Below are 17,653 nucleotides of genomic sequence, written 5' to 3'. Positions count from 1 at the left end.
ATGTATACAAAGGAAGATTTAAAAGAATATTTAAAGGCTATGGGGCTTACAGGAAAAGAAACAATACTTGTTCATTCTTCAATGAAATCCATAGGGGAAGTAGAAGGCAGGGCAGATACAGTGCTTGATGCCCTAATAGAATATTTTAAGGACGGACTTTTACTGCTTCCAACCCATACATGGAAAAATATTAACGAGGACAATCCAGTATACGACCCAGCGGTTACGCCGTCCTGTGTTGGGATACTTACTAATCTGTTTCTTAAAAGAGATGGGGTAATACGTTCACTTCACCCAACACACAGTATGGCAGGAATAGGTGTAAGTGCCAAAGAATATCTTGCAGGTGAAGAATACAATAACACACCTTGTACACCGGGCGGCTGTTATGACCGCTTAAAAGACTGTGGTGGAAAGATACTTCTTATAGGAGTTGGCAATGAGCGTAATACATACATTCACAGCGTTGAAGAAGTGCTTAACATACCTAACAGACTGTCAGACAAACCAATGAAACTACAGATAATTATGCCAGATAAATCTATAAAGACAGTATATGTAAGAAAGCATTACAATGCTATCCAGCCACATATATCAGAAGACTTTGTAAAGCTTGACCAGGCATTATTAGAATGTAATGCAATGACCAGAGTAAAATTCGCAGATGCCGACAGCCTCCTGTGTGATGCCGGCCAAATCTTTAAGGTGGTAAGGCACATATTGTCCCCAGCCCCCGAATGTATAGTAACAAGCCCGATTGAAAAGTCCCAGTGGCAGGACTTTACAGATTAACCAAATAAAAATATCTTTTTATATGGTCAGTGTTTAAAAATGCCTTGCTATAGTTAAAAACTATAACAAGGCATAAAATATATCAATTTTACAATCCCCCAATAATAACATATAATAATCCTATAAACATACAATAAATATATGTAAATAGCAATTACAAGTTGATAACTTATTTGAATTTTGTAACAACGCCCAATTAGAAAAGCCATCGCAACCCTACCGTCAAGTGCTGGATTGATATAAGCATAAAAAGACAATGGGGAGCCGCCGGTCCTTAAGTGCTGTTCTTTAGCACTTTAGTACCGCTGCGAGCGACACTTAGTGCAAACGTGTCTTTGTTGCTTATAACAATCCAGCACGCCTCACTATATAACAATGCTTTTCTAATGTCCGTTGTCATAACATTGAATTAGAGCACCACTGTAATGCAATTTGAAAGTGTAATGCAATTCAAAAGCAATAAATTTATATAATATTGGAGGCATACCATATGAAGCAGATACTATGTTTTGGAGATTCCAACACCTGGGGGCTTATCCCTAAGACTAACCAGCGTTACCCTTGGGGCGTAAGATGGACAAGTATTTTAGATAATGAACTTAACAGACATTTTAATAATGAATATCGTGTGATAGAGGAAGGATTGTGCGGAAGAACAACAGTATTTGACGACCAATTAAGAGATGGCCGCAATTCATTCAAATTCCTTCCAACAATATTAGAGTCGCACAATCCAGTAACAGATGTGATTATAATGTTAGGAACTAATGACTGCAAGACAGTATACAACGCTTCGGCAGAAGTTATCGGACAGGGTGTGGAGAGATTAATTAATCAGGTAAAGAGCTGCCTTCCACACAGCAGAATACTTCTTGTATCACCGATACATCTTGGAAAAGGTGTGTGGGAGCAGGACTACGACCCTGAGTTCTCAGAAGCTTCTGTTGAAGTATCTAAGAAGCTTGCAGGTGTATACAGCAAAATTGCAGAAAAAGAATCAATAGATTTCTTATCAGCCTCAGATGCAGCACAGCCAAGCGAAATAGACAGGGAACACCTAAGCGAACAGGGACATAAAGAACTTGCAAGAAACATATTAAAGTGGTTTGACATTTAAAAATACATAATGTTATAATACCATAGCCTTGAGTATAACAATAACAAAGGCTGTCAGCTACAATTAATTTATAAAATATATGTGGATTTTTCTAGTTGAATCTATTTTTCGCCACATAGCTGTTAATCACAGCTATGTGGCTATTTTTGTGTAATAGGGAATTCTATCGTGATTCCTTATTACACAAAAGGCACTATGTGCCAATAATGCACACTCGTGCGAAGATGTAATTGGTCGCAGGCGACCGCACTCGGCACAGGAATGTGTTTAGCACATTCATTTTTATGAAATAGGGGATTTACCCCAATAAGATAAGGAGATAAGTATGGATCAGACTTATATGAAGAAAGAAAACGTATTAAAACTTCTGATAACTATGGCACTTCCAATGGTTATATCAATGCTTGTAAATTCACTCTACAACATTGTAGACAGCTTCTTCGTAGCACAGATAAGCGAAGACGCGATGACTGCTATATCGCTTGTGTTTCCAATGCAGAACTTTATTAATTCGGTAATGATAGGTTTTGGAATAGGAATAAATTCAGTAATATCATTTTATATGGGTGCACAGGATAAGGTACAGGCAGACAAAGCCGCAAGTCAGGGGATATTACTTGCGACAATACACGGAATAGTAATGACAGCAGGCTGTATTATGCTTATAAAGCCATTCCTTTGTATGTTTACTAATGACAGCAGTATTGTAGAATTAGGACTTCAATACTCATATATAGCATTTGCATTTTCAACAATACTTGCATGGCAGCTGGTGTTTGAAAAGACATTTCAGGCTGTTGGAAGAATGACAGCATCAATGACGGCAATGCTTGGTGGCTGTATAACTAATATCGTGCTTGACCCGATGCTTATATTCGGAATAGGAATATTCCCTGATCTTGGAATAAGAGGAGCGGCAATTGCCACAGGAATAGGACAGACAGTAAGTCTTCTTGTGTATGTTATCATATATATACTACGACCTATGCCAGTGCGTTTTACAAGAAAATGTATGAAGCCAGAGAAAACATTATGTCTGAAAATGTATTCGGTCGGCATACCAGCCAGTCTTAATATGGCACTTCCTTCACTGTTAATATCAGCACTTAATGTAATACTAGCAGCATTTTCACAGACATATGTATTCGTGCTTGGTGTATATTACAAGTTACAGACATTTCTTTATCTGCCTGCCAATGGAGTTGTTCAGGGAATGAGACCATTAATCGGATATAATTATGGTGCAGGAGAGCATAAGAGGGTTAAGAAAATATATTCGACAGCCACAATAATAGTATTAATAATTATGTGTGCTGGAACAGCTATATGCCTTGGAATACCAGATAAGCTTATAGGCTTATTCACAACTAATGCAAATACAATTAGTGCCGGTGCCAAGGCACTTAGAATAATCAGTGCAGGCTTTATCGTATCGTCAGTATCTGTAACAGCCTCTGGTGCACTGGAAGGATTGGGAAAAGGACTTCCATCACTTGTAATATCAGTATTCAGATATGCAGTTATTATAATTCCAGTTGCATTTATTCTTTCCAGGATATATGAGGTTAATGGAGTGTGGTGGTCATTTGGAGTTACTGAGTTGGTAACTGCATTTATATCGTATATAATCTATAAAAAGGCGACACATCATCATTAAATGTAATCAGACATATAAGGTATCTTATGAAACAGCATGTCATCAATACAGATTTGAGGTAAAGTCAATAATATGGTTTATGTAAATTTAATTATTGGATTTGTATAATTGCTTTATTTTGAAGAATAATGGTTGTATAATTAAAAATACAATTTACAATATTATATAAAAATATTAATTGTAATTATATGGAGAGTGAAGATAATATAATTGGTATACAATAAAATATATAAATTGCGAATAAAAGAGGAGGCTTAATATATGTGTACAGCAGTTACTTATAAGACTAAAGATTTCTATTTTGGAAGAACTCTTGATTATGAGTTCTCATATGGTGAAGAGATAACAGTTACACCAAGGAATTATATATTTGATTTCAGGCATATAGGACAGCTTAAAAGCCATTATGCAATAATTGGTATGGCATTTGTGTCAGAAGGATACCCACTTTATTATGATGCGGTTAATGAAAAAGGTCTTGGAATGGCTGGACTTAACTTTGTTGGTAATGCGGCATATAAGGCATCAGTATGTGGTGAGAAGGATATAGCACAGTTTGAGTTCATACCTTGGATATTAAGCCAGTGTGCGACAGTCAGCGAAGCAAGAGCTAAGCTTGATGGAATTAATCTTACAGGAACACCATTCAGCAGCCAGCTTCCAGCGGCACAGCTTCACTGGATAATTGCAGATAAAGATGAAGCAATCACAGTTGAATCGATGAAAGACGGACTTCATATATATGACAATCCGGTCGGAGTGCTTACTAACAATCCGCCATTTGATATGCAGATGTTTGCACTTAATAATTATGCAGGGCTTTCAAGCAGACAGCCAGATAATACATTTGCAGACAAGCTTAAGTTAAATGCTTACAGCCGTGGAATGGGAGCTATGGGACTTCCGGGAGATTTATCAAGCCAGTCACGTTTTATAAGAGCAGCATTTACCAAGCTTAACGCAATTTCAAGCGATACAGAGGAAGAAAGTGTAAGCCAGTTCTTTCATATACTAGGTTCGGTAGAACAGCAGAGAGGTTGTTGTGAGGTAGCTGACGGAAAGTATGAGATTACTATTTATACATCCTGCTGCAATGCGGCAAAGGGAATATATTATTACACAACATATGATAATCATCAGATAACAGCAGTAGATATGCACAAGGAAAATCTGGACGGAACAGAGCTTATAAGATATCCAATTATTACTAAGGGTGAAGTAAGATGGCAGAATAGATAGAATATGTCAGAATAATAGTGATGGAGAGATAAGGCGATGGAATGTACTGATAAGTATGATTTTGATACACCAATAGACAGAACTAATACGCAGTCCTTGAAATGGGATGTTGCAGAAAATGAACTTCCTATGTGGGTTGCTGATATGGATTTTAAGACAGCACCAGAGATAATTGAGGCTGTTAATAAGAGAGCGGCGCACGGAGTATTTGGATATTCAATAATACCGGAAAGCTGGAATGAGGCTGTAGCAGGCTGGTGGTCAAGAAGACATAACTGGGATATTGATAAAGACTGGCTTGTATTTTGCACAGGAGTTATACCATCAGTGTCAAGCATAGTAAGAAAGCTTACAACACCTAATGAAAATGTTGTTATACAGACACCAGTTTATAATATATTTTTTAATTCAATAATCAATAATGGAAGAAGGGTGCTTGAAAATCCATTAAGATATGAGAATGGCGAATACAGCATTGACTGGGAAGACCTAAAGAATAAGTTAGCCAATCCACAGACAAGTCTTATGATATTATGCAATCCACAAAATCCATCAGGAAAGATATGGAGCAAGGAAGATTTATCAAGGATAGGTGAGCTGTGTGCAAGGTATTATGTAACAGTGGTATCTGATGAAATTCATTGTGATCTTACAGACCCTGGAAAGGAATATATCCCATTTGCTTCTGTATCAGATGTATGCAGGGATATAAGCATAACCTGTGTTGCACCTACTAAGACATTTAATATTGCAGGACTACAGACAGCAGCTGTCATTGTGCCACATAAGAATTTAAGGCATAAGGTGTGGAGAGCACTTAATACTGATGAGGTTGCAGAGCCTAACGCGTTTGCGGTATGGGCAGCAGAAGCAGCTTATAATTATGGTGATAAATGGCTTGATGAATTGAGAGGTTACATTTATAATAATAAAAGAATTGTTAACGAGTATGTCAATGACAATATTACATCAATAAAAGTTGTGCAATCAGAGGCAACATATCTTTTATGGCTGGATTGTTCAGCAATTACTGATAATAGCAGTGAATTAGCGGCATACATAAGAAACAGGACAGGGTTATATCTGTCAGCAGGCAATGTGTATGGCGGTAATGGCAATCAATTCTTAAGATTAAATATTGCGTGTCCTAAGGCAGTGCTTATGGACGGTCTTAAAAGACTTGAAGAAGGTATCAGGCTGGCTATGAATTAACAAGTTGTTAAGCTGGCAGTTGATTAACTTTGTAAGGATATACTAGCTGATAATTAATGGGGTAATATATGGAAAATGGAAGTTTGCAATACGAAAATCAAATATTAAAATCAGAACTTGAGGCAGAACATTTTATTCTTACACAGATGGCAGAACTTGGAAAGGTAAGAAATGTACGGGAATGTCAGGTAGCAATAAATAATCTTCTTGAAAAAATCGGACATTTTACGAAAGCTGACAGAGCATATATAGTTGATGAAAAAGACGGTTGTTATTATAACACATATGAGTGGTGTAATGAAGGTATTGAACCACAGATTAATCAACTTCAGAATTTGAGAGCAGAGGATATGCCGTATTGGATACCAAAGCTTTCAAGTGGTGAGAGTATATTTATTGAAGATTTGGAAAATGTAAAAGAGACTATGCCTGTTGAATATGAAATATTAAAGCCTCAGAATATACATACACTTATAGTGTTTCCAATAATATTAAGCAATACATTAAAAGGGTTTATAGGTGTTGATAATCCTAATATAAAGGATGCAAAGGACGTAATCAGACTACTTGCGGCACTGGGGAGTTATCTTGGTACTACAAGAGAGAATGCCGCTGTATATGCCAAGCTTGAATACAGGCTTAATTACGATTCACTTACCAAGGCGTATAACAGGTATGGGTTTTACAAGAATGCACAGAAGCTCATAAAGGAGCATACTGATACAGAGTATTGCCTTATATTATCAGATATTAAGAGTTTTAAGCTTATTAATGAAATATATGGTGAGAATATTGCAGATAAGATATTAATAGATGAAGTTAATATTATCAGGCAGAAGATGAAAGGTAATTCAGTTCTTGGAAGACTTAATGGTGACATAATTGCTATGGTTATTCCTAAGGAGTATCTGTCTGAGAAAGAATTTTCTGATATGATAAAGCTGCTTAGTGACAGGTATTCCAACAAGAATTTCAGGCTTCATATATATCTTGGAGTATATTACATAAAAGATGTCAATGAAACGATAAGACAGATGGTAGACAAGGTATCTCTTGTGATTATGAAGAGTAAAGGTAATATGAGCAATTATATTCTTTATTATGATGAGAATTCATATAGGAATGACATATTTAAACAGCAGCTTATAGGTGAGTTCGAGACAGCACTTAATGAGAACCAGTTCTGTATGTATTTACAGCCACAGACGGATAAGGATGGCAATATGCTTGGAGCAGAGGCACTTATAAGATGGAATCATCCTAATATGGGACTTATTATGCCAGGTGCATTTATAGAGTGCTTTGAAGATGCAGGACTTATATACAGGCTGGATAACTACATATGGGAGGAAGCTGCTAAGCAGCTTAAGATATGGAAAGACTCTGGTTATAATTATTATATATCGGTTAATATATCAGCAAAGGATTTCTATCATATTGATGTATACCAGACTTTCAAAAATCTTGTAAGTAAGTATGGTATAGATACAGATAAGCTTCACATTGAGATAACAGAAACAGCGTTATCAGAGGATAAGCAGGCGGCACATAAGACTATAGAAAGACTTCACGATGAGGGATTTATAATAGAGATAGATGATTTTGGAAGCGGATATTCTTCTTTTAATTTCCTTAAAGATGTGTGTGCTGATGTTATCAAGATAGACAGGGTATTCCTTAAGAAGTCAAGCCACGAGGAGCGTGGAGAGCAGATATTAAGGTCGATTATAAGTCTTTCACACGATATAGGAATGGACGTAATAACGGAGGGCGTTGAGAATGTTGACCAGCTTTCTATGCTTGCCAAGATGAATTGTGACTGGTTTCAGGGCTATTACTTCTCAAAGCCGATTACTGTCGGGGATTTTGAGGAGAAGTATGGCATTAAGGTGTAAAATGTATAATAATGCTTAGGACATTGATAATATTATATGATTTAATAGTATTTAAATTCAATAATATTAGTAAGATTAATAGGACTTTTTAATTATTAACGCAGCCGTGTGACTGGTTCATATGGCTGGTAATAATTAAAAAGTCTTTTTTAATTATGTTATGTTTATAGCTTTATGTATACAGCAGTAATCGAAATTTATACGAAATTACAGGGTGTTAAGCTGGCAGCTTGACTTTATTCCGAAATCGGAGTAAGATGCAATAGTCCGATTTCGGAATAAACTATTAGGAACGGATAAAATTGAAAAGTTAAAAATAAAAAATAAGCAGAATTGGATAGCAGGTATAATTTAAGAAGGAGTTAGAATGAAGAACATATCAAAAAATCTTCAGATGTTTAATCAGGTATGTAAAGAAACCAATGTTATATACCACGATTATGCGGCGAAGAATGGCATATCAGATACAGCTTTCTGGATAATGTATTCTGTATATTATTATGGTGAGGGGATAACACAGAAGAATATATGTGAGGAGTGGTTCTACAGTGCACAGACCGTTAATTCCTCACTTAAGACTATGGAAAAAAATGGACTTATAATATTAGAGCCGTCTAATGATAATAAGAAAGAGAAGCAGATACATTTTACCAAAGAAGGACAACTGCTAGCGGAAAAGATTATTAAACCTGTAATAGAGGCAGAAAAGCAGTCTTTTGAGCAATTGGACAGCAGGGAGATTGAGGTTATGTTTGAAACAACATATAAGCATATGAAGAAGCTTGAGAGCCTTATTGAGAGTATAAAGAATTAGAGAACATCAAGGAGAATTAAAGTGAAGATAAAATTATCAGACCATTTTTCATACGGTAAGCTTATTAAATTTACATTACCTACAATTATTATGATGATATTTACATCAATATATGGTGTTGTCGATGGAGTATTTGTATCCAACTTTGTAGGAAGTGATGCATTTGCGGCAGTTAATCTTATAATGCCGGTTGTAATGATACTTGGCTCGGTTGGATTTATGATTGGTACGGGAGGAAGTGCCATCGTATCAAAGACACTTGGAGAGGGCAAGAAAGAAAAGGCAAGAGAATATTTTTCTATGCTTATATACCTTTGCATAGTGTCAGGTGTTGCACTGTCAGCAATCGGAATTATATTTATACGTCCTATAGCTGCGGCACTTGGTGCAAGGGGAAGTATCGCTGATGATTGTGTAATATACGGAAGAACACTGCTTGTTATGCTTACAGCATTATTCCTGCAAAATGCTTTCCAGAGCTTTCTTGTTGTGGCTGAAAAGCCAAAGCTTGGACTTGGAGTTTCACTGCTTGCAGGATTTACGAATATGTTTTTGGATTTCCTGTTCATATATGTATTAAAGCTTGGCGTATTTGGTGCGGCACTTGCAACAGGAATAAGCCAGATAGTTGGTTCGATAATACCGATAATATATTTCCTTAGTGATAAAAGTGACGTGCTTAAATTGCAGAAGGCGCGTTTTAACAAAGATATAATAATAAAGACCTGCATTAACGGCTCATCAGAGATGGTTACCAATATGTCGATGTCACTTGTAAATATGCTTTATAATATGCAGCTTATGAAGTATATAGGTACAAATGGTGTTGTTGCATACGGAATAATTATGTATGTTGGATTTATATTCTCAGGAACATATCTTGGTTATGCGGTAGGTTCAGCACCAGTAATAAGCTATCATTATGGTTCAGGCAATAAAAAAGAACTTAAAAATCTGTTCAGGAAAAGCATAACGCTTATTATTGTGGCGTCCTTAGTTATGACCGGACTTGCTGAGGTGCTTGCAAAATATCTTGCAGGAATATTTGTAAGCTACGATAAGGAACTGCTTGAGCTTACAACGCTTGCTATAAGAATATATTCAGTAGCATATCTTTTCAATGGACTTAATATATTTACTTCGTCATTCTTTACTGCACTTAATAATGGTGCGGTATCGGCGGCAGTATCATTTCTTAGAATGTTCGTATTCCAGATAGCGATGATTATGATACTTCCGCTTATACTTGGAATTAATGGAATATGGATGGCTGTTATAGCGGCAGAACTTCTGGCATTGTTCGTAAGCCTTATATTCATAATAATAAACCGCAAGAAATACGGTTATGTGTAAGAATATAGATATAGATAATAATACACATATGTGTAGGAATACGGCATATATAATACAGATATATGTATAAATACGGTTATATGTAAAATAGTAATGATATTTAATTGGAATTTAACATAAATATTAGGAATTATTGATATAAAAAGTTAAAAACTTAACAATTAAAAGGTTGCTTTTTGCAGGCTGATTATGTATACTAACAGAAGAATTTGGTTAAATCCATTTTCTGTAATCTGCCAAAGGGCATACAAGCCCTATTGGTGCTACAATTTAAGAAAAGAGGTTTAATGTAAAATGGCAAACGTTGATTTAAGCAAGTATGGTATTACAGGCGCTACAGAGATTATTCACAATCCTTCTTATGAATTATTATTCGAAGAAGAAACAAAGGCTTCTAACGAAGGTTACGAAGTAGGAAAGGAAAGCGAACTTGGTGCTGTTGATGTTATGACAGGTATCTATACAGGTCGTTCTCCTAAGGATAAGTACATTGTAGTAGATGAGAATTCTAAGGACACAGTATGGTGGACTTCAGATGAGTACAAGAATGATAACCACCCAATGTCAGAAGATGTATGGGCTAAGGTTAAGGATATTGCTAAGAAAGAACTCTGCAACAAGAGACTTTTCGTAGTAGATGCGTTCTGTGGTGCTAACAAGGATACAAGAATGGCTGTTCGTTTTATCGTAGAAGTAGCATGGCAGGCACATTTCGTAACTAACATGTTCATTAAGCCAACAGCAGAAGAACTTGAAAACTTCGAGCCAGATTTCGTAGTATATAACGCTTCTAAGGCTAAGGTTGAGAATTACGCAGAATTAGGTCTTAACTCAGAGACATGTGTAGCATTCAACATCACAAGCCACGAGCAGGTAATCATCAACACATGGTATGGTGGAGAGATGAAGAAGGGTATGTTCTCTATGATGAACTACTACCTTCCACTTAAGGGAATAGCTTCAATGCACTGCTCAGCTAACACAGATAAGAATGGTGAGAACACAGCTATCTTCTTCGGTCTTTCAGGAACAGGTAAGACAACACTTTCTACAGATCCTAAGAGACTTCTTATCGGTGATGATGAACACGGCTGGGATGACAATGGCGTATTCAACTTTGAAGGTGGATGCTACGCTAAGGTTATTAACCTTGATAAGGAATCAGAGCCAGATATCTACAATGCTATTAAGAGAAATGCTCTTCTTGAGAACGTTACTCTTGATGAGAATGGTAAGATTGACTTTGCTGATAAGAGCGTAACAGAGAATACTCGTGTATCTTATCCAATTAACCATATTAAGAATATTGTAAGACCTATATCTTCAGCTCCAGCTGCTAAGAATGTTATCTTCCTTTCAGCTGATGCATTTGGTGTACTTCCTCCAGTATCTATTCTTACTCCAGAGCAGACACAGTACTACTTCCTTTCAGGATTTACTGCAAAGCTTGCTGGTACAGAAAGAGGTATCACAGAGCCTACACCTACATTCTCAGCTTGCTTCGGACAGGCATTCCTTGAGCTTCATCCTACAAAGTATGCTGCTGAGCTTGTTAAGAAGATGGAAAAGAGCGGAGCTAAGGCTTACTTAGTTAACACAGGCTGGAATGGAACAGGTAAGAGAATTTCTATTAAGGATACTCGTGGTATCATCGATGCTATCCTTTCAGGTGCTATTAAGACAGCTCCTACAAAGACACTTCCTATGTTCAACTTTGAAGTACCTACAGAACTTCCAGGTGTTGATTCAGGTATCCTTGATCCTAGAGACACATACGCTGATGCTTCTGAATGGGAGACAAAGGCTAAGGATCTTGCTGAAAGATTTAACAAGAACTTTGTTAAGTATACAGGCAACGAAGCTGGTAAGGCTTTAGTAGCTGCTGGTCCTCAGTTATAATTAATAATTCTGGATATAACAGACGATTGTCAATTTAATTAAATATTTTATTGGTATATAAAAAGACCGCTTGTAATTAATGGTAAGCATTAGTTACAAGCGGTTTTGTTTGACTATATTCTCTATAAATTAAAGTTCTGTCCTGACAATATTAAGAGGCATCATAAGATGATCAATAAGGATTCTGTAAGCCTCATTGCCATTGCCGGTTTTCAGGTTCTCAAAGTATTCAGAATGTTCATCTATTGTTCCATTAATACGGCCTTCAACCTCAAGTGCCGACTGTGTTGTAAGTCGGATAAGATACATAAGCTTTTGGAACATATGATTAATCTCCTCATTCTCAATGTAATTAACTAAGAGCAGGTGAAACTTATGGTCGTAATTAATAAAACTTTCGTAGTTATCATCAAGAGCAAGTGATTCTTTCTGGTGTTTGAGAATTTCACCAAGTTTCTGTATTGTATTCTGACCTTTAGCAGTCTGATATTCTTTAGCCAGGCATTGCGTACAAAATCCTTCGATAGCACATCTTATCTGGATAGTTTCCCTCATATCTTTCTGGCTTAATTGTCTTATGCGAAAGCCATTGCTTGGGATAACTGTGATATAACCATCCTGGCTTAAGCATTGCAGAGCCTCTCTCATAGGTGTTCTTGATATGCCGAGTTCTTTGGATAATTTAGTTTCTGAGTAAAGTGTGTTGACATCGAGCTGGTGAGTAAGAATTAAATTCTTAATGTAATTATAAGCCTCAAGCTGCAATGATGACATAAGCTGCATAGATTCCTCCGTTGTATAAATGCCTGAATAAAAAGTTACGATAATAAATTTATAAATGGACTTTTAAAATAAATTAAAAAAACATAAAAAATACAATTTACTGATATATAATAGACGATTATTATATTAAAATCAATAAAATAAATATAAAATCGGTATACCGGCACGCAATGTTCGTAATAAAATAATTTAAAATCTGAATATGTAAAGTGATTGTGTTAAAATACTATAATGAAAATATGTAATGATTGCACAAAAAAAACTTGAAAATTTGGTTAATCTGTTTAATTGCAAAGGACTATAATACAAATCGTAATAAAGAATAGATAAACTTAACAGAACCTCTTTGTTGAAGGCTTGCTAAGCAAATCAGATTTTTGGAGGAAAAGATAAATGAATACTTTAAAAGCTGAAAAAAGAAGCATGGATGACAAGGCAAAGAAATTAAGAAGGGAAGGTTATGTAACTGGCAATGTATTTGGAAGAAGCCTTGCAGAATCAATACCGGTAAAGATTGAGAAGAAAGAAGCAGAGCGTTTCTTATCAGTTTGCAACAAAGGTAGTGAGGCAAAGCTTACAATCGATACAACAGATTATGATGTTCTTGTAAAGGAAGTTGATTACGACCCAATCAAGCGACAGACATTAGAGATTGATTTCCAGGTACTTACAGAAGGAGAAAAGGTTCACTCAGTTGCAGAGATAGTATTAGTTAATCACGACAAGGTACAGGGGGTTGTTGAACAGCATATGGAGGAAATTCCATATAAGGCAACTAAATCAGCACTTGTTGAAAAGGTAAGCGTTGATATAGGAGAACTTAAGCCGGGCGACAGTATTAAGGTAGGAGACCTTGATATTGCTAAGGACAAAGATGTATCAATATCACCTGATGTATTAGAGAAGGTTATTGTAAGCGTAACAGAGCAGACATATGCAGAGACAGATACTGATACTGATGAGGATGGCGAAGCATCAGAAGCTTAATATTATGGTAATATAGTATGATACCAGGGTCAAAAGGTATAAACCCACATGAGCTTGCTCATAGGTGGGTGAAAGACCTTGGGACCCGCCCCGATATGAGCATAAAAGTGGGATGATAATCCCACGATATGCGAATATTGGGGAGAATTGTGGGAGTGCGTAGCACGGAACAATTCGTAGGTATCAAAGTCGGGGGCTTTTGACCCCGACATCATAGTATTATAGTAATATTTCAGGTACAGAAACATACGAAAGTATGTAAGTAAGATAATAGACGCATATGTAATAGTGAGAATATTAATATGTAAACTTACGATAGAATAAAGATAAAAGTCAGCTATAGGGAAAGTTATGTTACCCTATAGCTGATTTTTTTAAAAATATGGTGCAGAATTCGACAGTAAAATACGTTTTTCTTGAATAATTATGCGTAAAGATATATACTGTACATAGTGTTACGTAACGAAAGAACGGAGGATATAATATGGGATATGATGCTGAGAAATTCAAAGCCAGAGCTAATACTAAAGCAGGAAATATATGGCTTATATTAAATATCCTGCTTACAATGCAGTATTTGTCAAATATGACTAAAGGTACATATGATAGGAAGTTTATAATTCCATTTCTTATTATAGGCTGGGTTCCATATATAATTGGTGTTATATATACTAAGATAAAAGGAAAATCAGCTGATGGATACAAGCATATATTAGGTGTTGGATATGGTTTGTTTTATGGATATATAGTATGTACAAGCACATCACTGCTCACATTTGCATATATATTTCCAGTAGCAAGTATGACTATTCTGTTCAAGGACAGAAAGTTCATAGTGAGCTGTGGAATTGGTAATATTGCCATAGTTATATTAAGTACAATTATTAAATTTATGTCAGGTATGAATGCGTTGGCAGATATTGATAATTATTCATTACAGATATCGTGTATAATCCTTTGCTATGTATGTTATGTATTATCAATTAATCATCTTAATCTTTCAGACGGAGCACTTACAGATTCAATTAAGGCTGACCTTGACAGAGTTGTCAAGACAGTTGAGCAGGTTAAAGATTCAAGTAATATGATAGTTGACGGAATTACAGTTGTAAGAGAGCTGGAAGAAGAGAACAAGCAGGGAGCTAATTTCGTTGTATCAAGTATGAAAGAGCTTTCGCATAATAATGATATACTTCATGATAAGACATATTCTTCAACACAGATGACTACGCAGATTAATAATCAGGTAGAAAATGTAGCTTCACTTATCAATGAAGTTGTGCAGCTTGTCAGTGAGTCAGTGGAACATACAGATACAAGTTCAAAAGAGCTTGCAGATGTAGTTGAAAGTACTAAGACTATGGCTGAATTATCAGGTGAGGTAGATAATATACTTAGAGAATTCCAGCAGGAATTCAGTAAAGTTAAGACAGAGACAGGTACAATTGGAGAGATTAACTCACAGACTAACCTGTTAGCACTTAATGCTTCAATTGAGGCGGCAAGAGCTGGCGAAGCAGGAAAAGGCTTTGCGGTAGTAGCAGATGAGATAAGAAATTTAAGTACAGAAACAGAAGAATCATCAGATAGAATTATGACAGCGTTAGGACATCTGGAAAATACATCTAACAGAATGTTAAAGTCAATAACGACAATACTTGAACTTATACAGACAACACAGACCAAGGTTGTACAGGTTAATGACAGCGTGTCAGGAATAGCTAAGGACTCTACACAGATAGGTGAACACATTGGTGTCGTAGATTCAGCAATGCAGGAAGTTGAAAGCTCTAACCGTAATATGGTTGACAATATGCACGAGATTGAAAATGTTATGAAAGACATTACTGACTGCATAGGCAACGCAGACGAAAGCACTAAGATAATGCTCAGCAAATATGAAGAGTCAGCCCGCAATGTTGATAAGATAGAAAATGTTGTTGGTGCAATGATGGAAAAGCTTGGAGTTGGCGGCTTTATGGGTGTTCAGGATATCAAGCAGGGTATGTATTGTACCATAAGACAGATTATATCAGGAAAGCCAGCTGATACAGAAAGCCACGGCGAGATAGTTGAACAGGCAGATGGGGTATTATATGTACGTTTCAAGAACAAAGATGTAGATTATAAGAATACCTCATTGAAATACGAACTTGATATTGTAGCGGCAAATGTACTTTATCACTGGTCTTCTGTGTCAGCAGCACCCGCCACACAGTATGGCAGTGATGTATGCAGGCTCATAGTAGCTTCACTTCCAAGCATCGTCAACAGAAGAAAGTATGTAAGAATGCCTGTTAATAATAAATGTACAGTTACATTCAAGGGCGGAGCAGATGTATATGAGGGTACAATGGTAAATATAAGTGCCAACGGCTTCGCTTTCCAGACAAGAGAAACAGAATTCGCAGATTGTAAGGGTGAGAATATAATTGTAAAAGTACCAGATTTTCCAGTTGAACAGGGGAGGGTTCTTGAAGGAACAATTATAAGAAGTACTGACAATGCAGGAACCCATATCGTTGGATGCCGTATGCCAGAAGACCGTATTGAGATTGGTAATTATGTAAGCAGGAATTATTCTGAATAATATTAAGAAAATGTATAAGCATTAATTCACAATTTTCGTATTATAAACTGTTATTTAGTATGGGGGAATATATTTAGGACATAATAATAACGAAAGTGGTTAATTGAATGAGGTTAAAGAAAAAGTATAGGAATTTATTAAAATTTATGGCTGTAACGCTGATACTTATTTTAACGATATCAGTTGTTGCGGCTGCTAAACAGCACATTGATAATAAGAAAAGTAATCATAACCAGGATATCGAAGAGGACTATCCTGATGAAGATGCAGAGGCTTATGAGCTGCCTGAAAGAACACTTAACTCAGATGTTATCCCATATGATGGAGTTCCAAGAACAATATCGTGCTGGGGTGATTCGATGATGTTTGGAATGGGTGCAGGTGAGGCTTATATAGTATTTGGAGATGATGAGCCTTTTGATATATCAGGCTGGACAAGTCCCGATACATTACAGTATCTTACTGGAATTAAGGTATATAATCTTGGCGTTTCAGGTGAGACATCTTATGAGATTGCACTTCGTCAGGGAGGCATAAAGATGTATGTCAGGGATACATTTGAGGTTGGATATGATGACAGTGTAGATGTTACAATTGTCGATGAGAATGGCGAGGAAGTATATATGGCTGATTTCAGTGCATATGGATATACAGAGCCACAGGAGTCAGATATTGTATACATCAATGATGAAATGTTTAAAATAACAGGTACAGAAGAAGAGGGACTTCATATATGCCGTTATTCAGATGAAGAAGTGAACTATGATGCTTTTACAACCGTATATGCGGACACACAGGTATATACCAAGGCCTCCTATGAAAGAAAGAATGATATTCTTATACTTGAGATAGGAAGTAATGGCGGCTGGGAGAATTACAGACAGCTTATAAGCCAGTATGATGCTATGATACAGAATTCGGGCTGTGATTATTATATAATAGTCGGTGATACAGATGATCCGGGAACATCAATAGCAGATACAACTCAGGGAATCCGTAATGAGGACGGAACTTATATAGGGGTTGGTGATACAGCGTGGGAAGCGACATTAAGAGAAGCATATGGTGAACATTTTATTAATATGAGAACTTATCTTATAGAAAACGGACTTACTGATGTAGGATTAAGACCAACAGTAGGTGATTATAAAGGGTTCAGACGAGGAAGAATATCTAAACAGTTAAGATATGACTGGACACATTTTAATTCATATGGTTATTATTCAAAAGGTATTGCAATATATGCCAAGGGTGTAGAATTAGGTTACTGGGAGTAACATATTAAATATGTAAGTTTGGTAATTACAGGTTAAAG

At 36.3% G+C, this 17,653-nt stretch carries 13 protein-coding genes; 12 read left to right on the top strand and 1 reads right to left on the bottom strand.

Annotated features, from left to right (window positions below):
* The 9 genes from C7390_RS09375 (at position 1) to pckA (ending at position 11,978) form a co-directional block, all read left to right on the top strand.
* On the top strand, positions 1-792 hold the full coding sequence (locus C7390_RS09375) for an AAC(3) family N-acetyltransferase (RefSeq protein WP_116444074.1): 792 nt from the start codon (positions 1-3) through the stop codon (positions 790-792).
* Between the two features lie 490 nt (positions 793-1,282).
* Positions 1,283-1,909 (top strand): SGNH/GDSL hydrolase family protein, encoded by a 627-nt coding sequence (locus tag C7390_RS09370; RefSeq protein WP_116444073.1) that lies wholly within the window; start codon positions 1,283-1,285, stop codon positions 1,907-1,909.
* Positions 1,910-2,234: 325 nt separating this feature from the next.
* Positions 2,235-3,566, top strand: coding sequence for an MATE family efflux transporter (locus C7390_RS09365; RefSeq protein WP_055306255.1), 1,332 nt, complete (start codon positions 2,235-2,237; stop codon positions 3,564-3,566).
* A gap of 261 nt (positions 3,567-3,827) precedes the next feature.
* Entirely contained in the window at positions 3,828-4,805 is a 978-nt protein-coding gene (gene bsh, locus C7390_RS09360; protein WP_055173970.1) for a choloylglycine hydrolase, read from the top strand.
* A gap of 36 nt (positions 4,806-4,841) precedes the next feature.
* Complete coding sequence (locus tag C7390_RS09355; RefSeq protein WP_055173971.1) at positions 4,842-6,017, top strand: MalY/PatB family protein; 1,176 nt, start codon at positions 4,842-4,844, stop codon at positions 6,015-6,017.
* A 68-nt stretch (positions 6,018-6,085) separates the two neighbouring features.
* Positions 6,086-7,912 carry a bifunctional diguanylate cyclase/phosphodiesterase gene (locus tag C7390_RS09350; RefSeq protein ID WP_116444072.1) on the top strand — a complete coding sequence of 609 codons (1,827 nt, stop codon included), beginning with the start codon at positions 6,086-6,088 and terminating at the stop codon, positions 7,910-7,912.
* Positions 7,913-8,279: 367 nt separating this feature from the next.
* Positions 8,280-8,726, top strand: a complete 447-nt coding sequence (locus C7390_RS09345) for a MarR family winged helix-turn-helix transcriptional regulator (protein WP_055173973.1) — start codon at positions 8,280-8,282, stop codon at positions 8,724-8,726.
* Positions 8,727-8,747: 21 nt separating this feature from the next.
* Positions 8,748-10,079: an MATE family efflux transporter gene (locus tag C7390_RS09340; RefSeq protein WP_055306254.1), complete on the top strand. Its 1,332-nt coding sequence runs from the start codon at positions 8,748-8,750 to the stop codon at positions 10,077-10,079.
* Between the two features lie 294 nt (positions 10,080-10,373).
* Positions 10,374-11,978, top strand: a complete 1,605-nt coding sequence (pckA, locus tag C7390_RS09335) for a phosphoenolpyruvate carboxykinase (ATP) (protein ID WP_116444071.1) — start codon at positions 10,374-10,376, stop codon at positions 11,976-11,978.
* Between the two features lie 129 nt (positions 11,979-12,107).
* Here the strand turns inward: pckA and C7390_RS09330 are convergent, their stop codons facing one another.
* Positions 12,108-12,761 (bottom strand): GntR family transcriptional regulator, encoded by a 654-nt coding sequence (locus tag C7390_RS09330; protein ID WP_116444070.1) that lies wholly within the window; start codon positions 12,759-12,761, stop codon positions 12,108-12,110.
* Positions 12,762-13,154: 393 nt separating this feature from the next.
* Here C7390_RS09330 and C7390_RS09325 point away from each other — a divergent pair, with 393 nt between their 5' ends.
* The 3 genes from C7390_RS09325 to C7390_RS13750 all read left to right on the top strand — a co-directional run bounded on the left by C7390_RS09325 (position 13,155) and on the right by C7390_RS13750 (position 17,615).
* Positions 13,155-13,748, top strand: coding sequence for a hypothetical protein (locus tag C7390_RS09325; protein ID WP_055173977.1), 594 nt, complete (start codon positions 13,155-13,157; stop codon positions 13,746-13,748).
* Between the two features lie 484 nt (positions 13,749-14,232).
* Positions 14,233-16,338 carry a methyl-accepting chemotaxis protein gene (locus C7390_RS09315; RefSeq protein WP_116444069.1) on the top strand — a complete coding sequence of 702 codons (2,106 nt, stop codon included), beginning with the start codon at positions 14,233-14,235 and terminating at the stop codon, positions 16,336-16,338.
* 107 nt (positions 16,339-16,445) lie between these two features.
* The gene (locus tag C7390_RS13750) at positions 16,446-17,615 is read left to right on the top strand and encodes a hypothetical protein (RefSeq protein ID WP_318295643.1); all 1,170 of its coding nucleotides are present in this window, start codon (positions 16,446-16,448) and stop codon (positions 17,613-17,615) included.
* Positions 17,616-17,653 lie beyond the last annotated feature (38 nt).

The organism is Bacteroides galacturonicus, from assembly GCF_003096855.1.
In the GTDB taxonomy this organism is placed as follows: Bacteria; Bacillota; Clostridia; order Lachnospirales; family Lachnospiraceae; genus Lachnospira; species Lachnospira rogosae.
The sequence above is the reverse complement of the archived record's forward strand: the minus strand, read 5'-3'. Positions and strand labels throughout refer to the sequence as shown.

What these genes read in the sequence shown, in the direction of transcription:
- C7390_RS09330 (WP_116444070.1), bottom strand. Translation starts at nt 12,761, where the DNA reads ATGCAGCTTATGTCATCATTGCAGCTTGAGGCTTATAATTACATTAAG.
- C7390_RS09355 (WP_055173971.1), top strand. Translation starts at nt 4,842, where the DNA reads ATGGAATGTACTGATAAGTATGATTTTGATACACCAATAGACAGAACT.
- C7390_RS09365 (WP_055306255.1), top strand. Translation starts at nt 2,235, where the DNA reads ATGGATCAGACTTATATGAAGAAAGAAAACGTATTAAAACTTCTGATA.
- bsh (WP_055173970.1), top strand. Translation starts at nt 3,828, where the DNA reads ATGTGTACAGCAGTTACTTATAAGACTAAAGATTTCTATTTTGGAAGA.
- C7390_RS09325 (WP_055173977.1), top strand. Translation starts at nt 13,155, where the DNA reads ATGAATACTTTAAAAGCTGAAAAAAGAAGCATGGATGACAAGGCAAAG.
- C7390_RS09345 (WP_055173973.1), top strand. Translation starts at nt 8,280, where the DNA reads ATGAAGAACATATCAAAAAATCTTCAGATGTTTAATCAGGTATGTAAA.
- C7390_RS09350 (WP_116444072.1), top strand. Translation starts at nt 6,086, where the DNA reads ATGGAAAATGGAAGTTTGCAATACGAAAATCAAATATTAAAATCAGAA.
- C7390_RS13750 (WP_318295643.1), top strand. Translation starts at nt 16,446, where the DNA reads ATGAGGTTAAAGAAAAAGTATAGGAATTTATTAAAATTTATGGCTGTA.
- C7390_RS09370 (WP_116444073.1), top strand. Translation starts at nt 1,283, where the DNA reads ATGAAGCAGATACTATGTTTTGGAGATTCCAACACCTGGGGGCTTATC.
- pckA (WP_116444071.1), top strand. Translation starts at nt 10,374, where the DNA reads ATGGCAAACGTTGATTTAAGCAAGTATGGTATTACAGGCGCTACAGAG.
- C7390_RS09315 (WP_116444069.1), top strand. Translation starts at nt 14,233, where the DNA reads ATGGGATATGATGCTGAGAAATTCAAAGCCAGAGCTAATACTAAAGCA.
- C7390_RS09375 (WP_116444074.1), top strand. Translation starts at nt 1, where the DNA reads ATGTATACAAAGGAAGATTTAAAAGAATATTTAAAGGCTATGGGGCTT.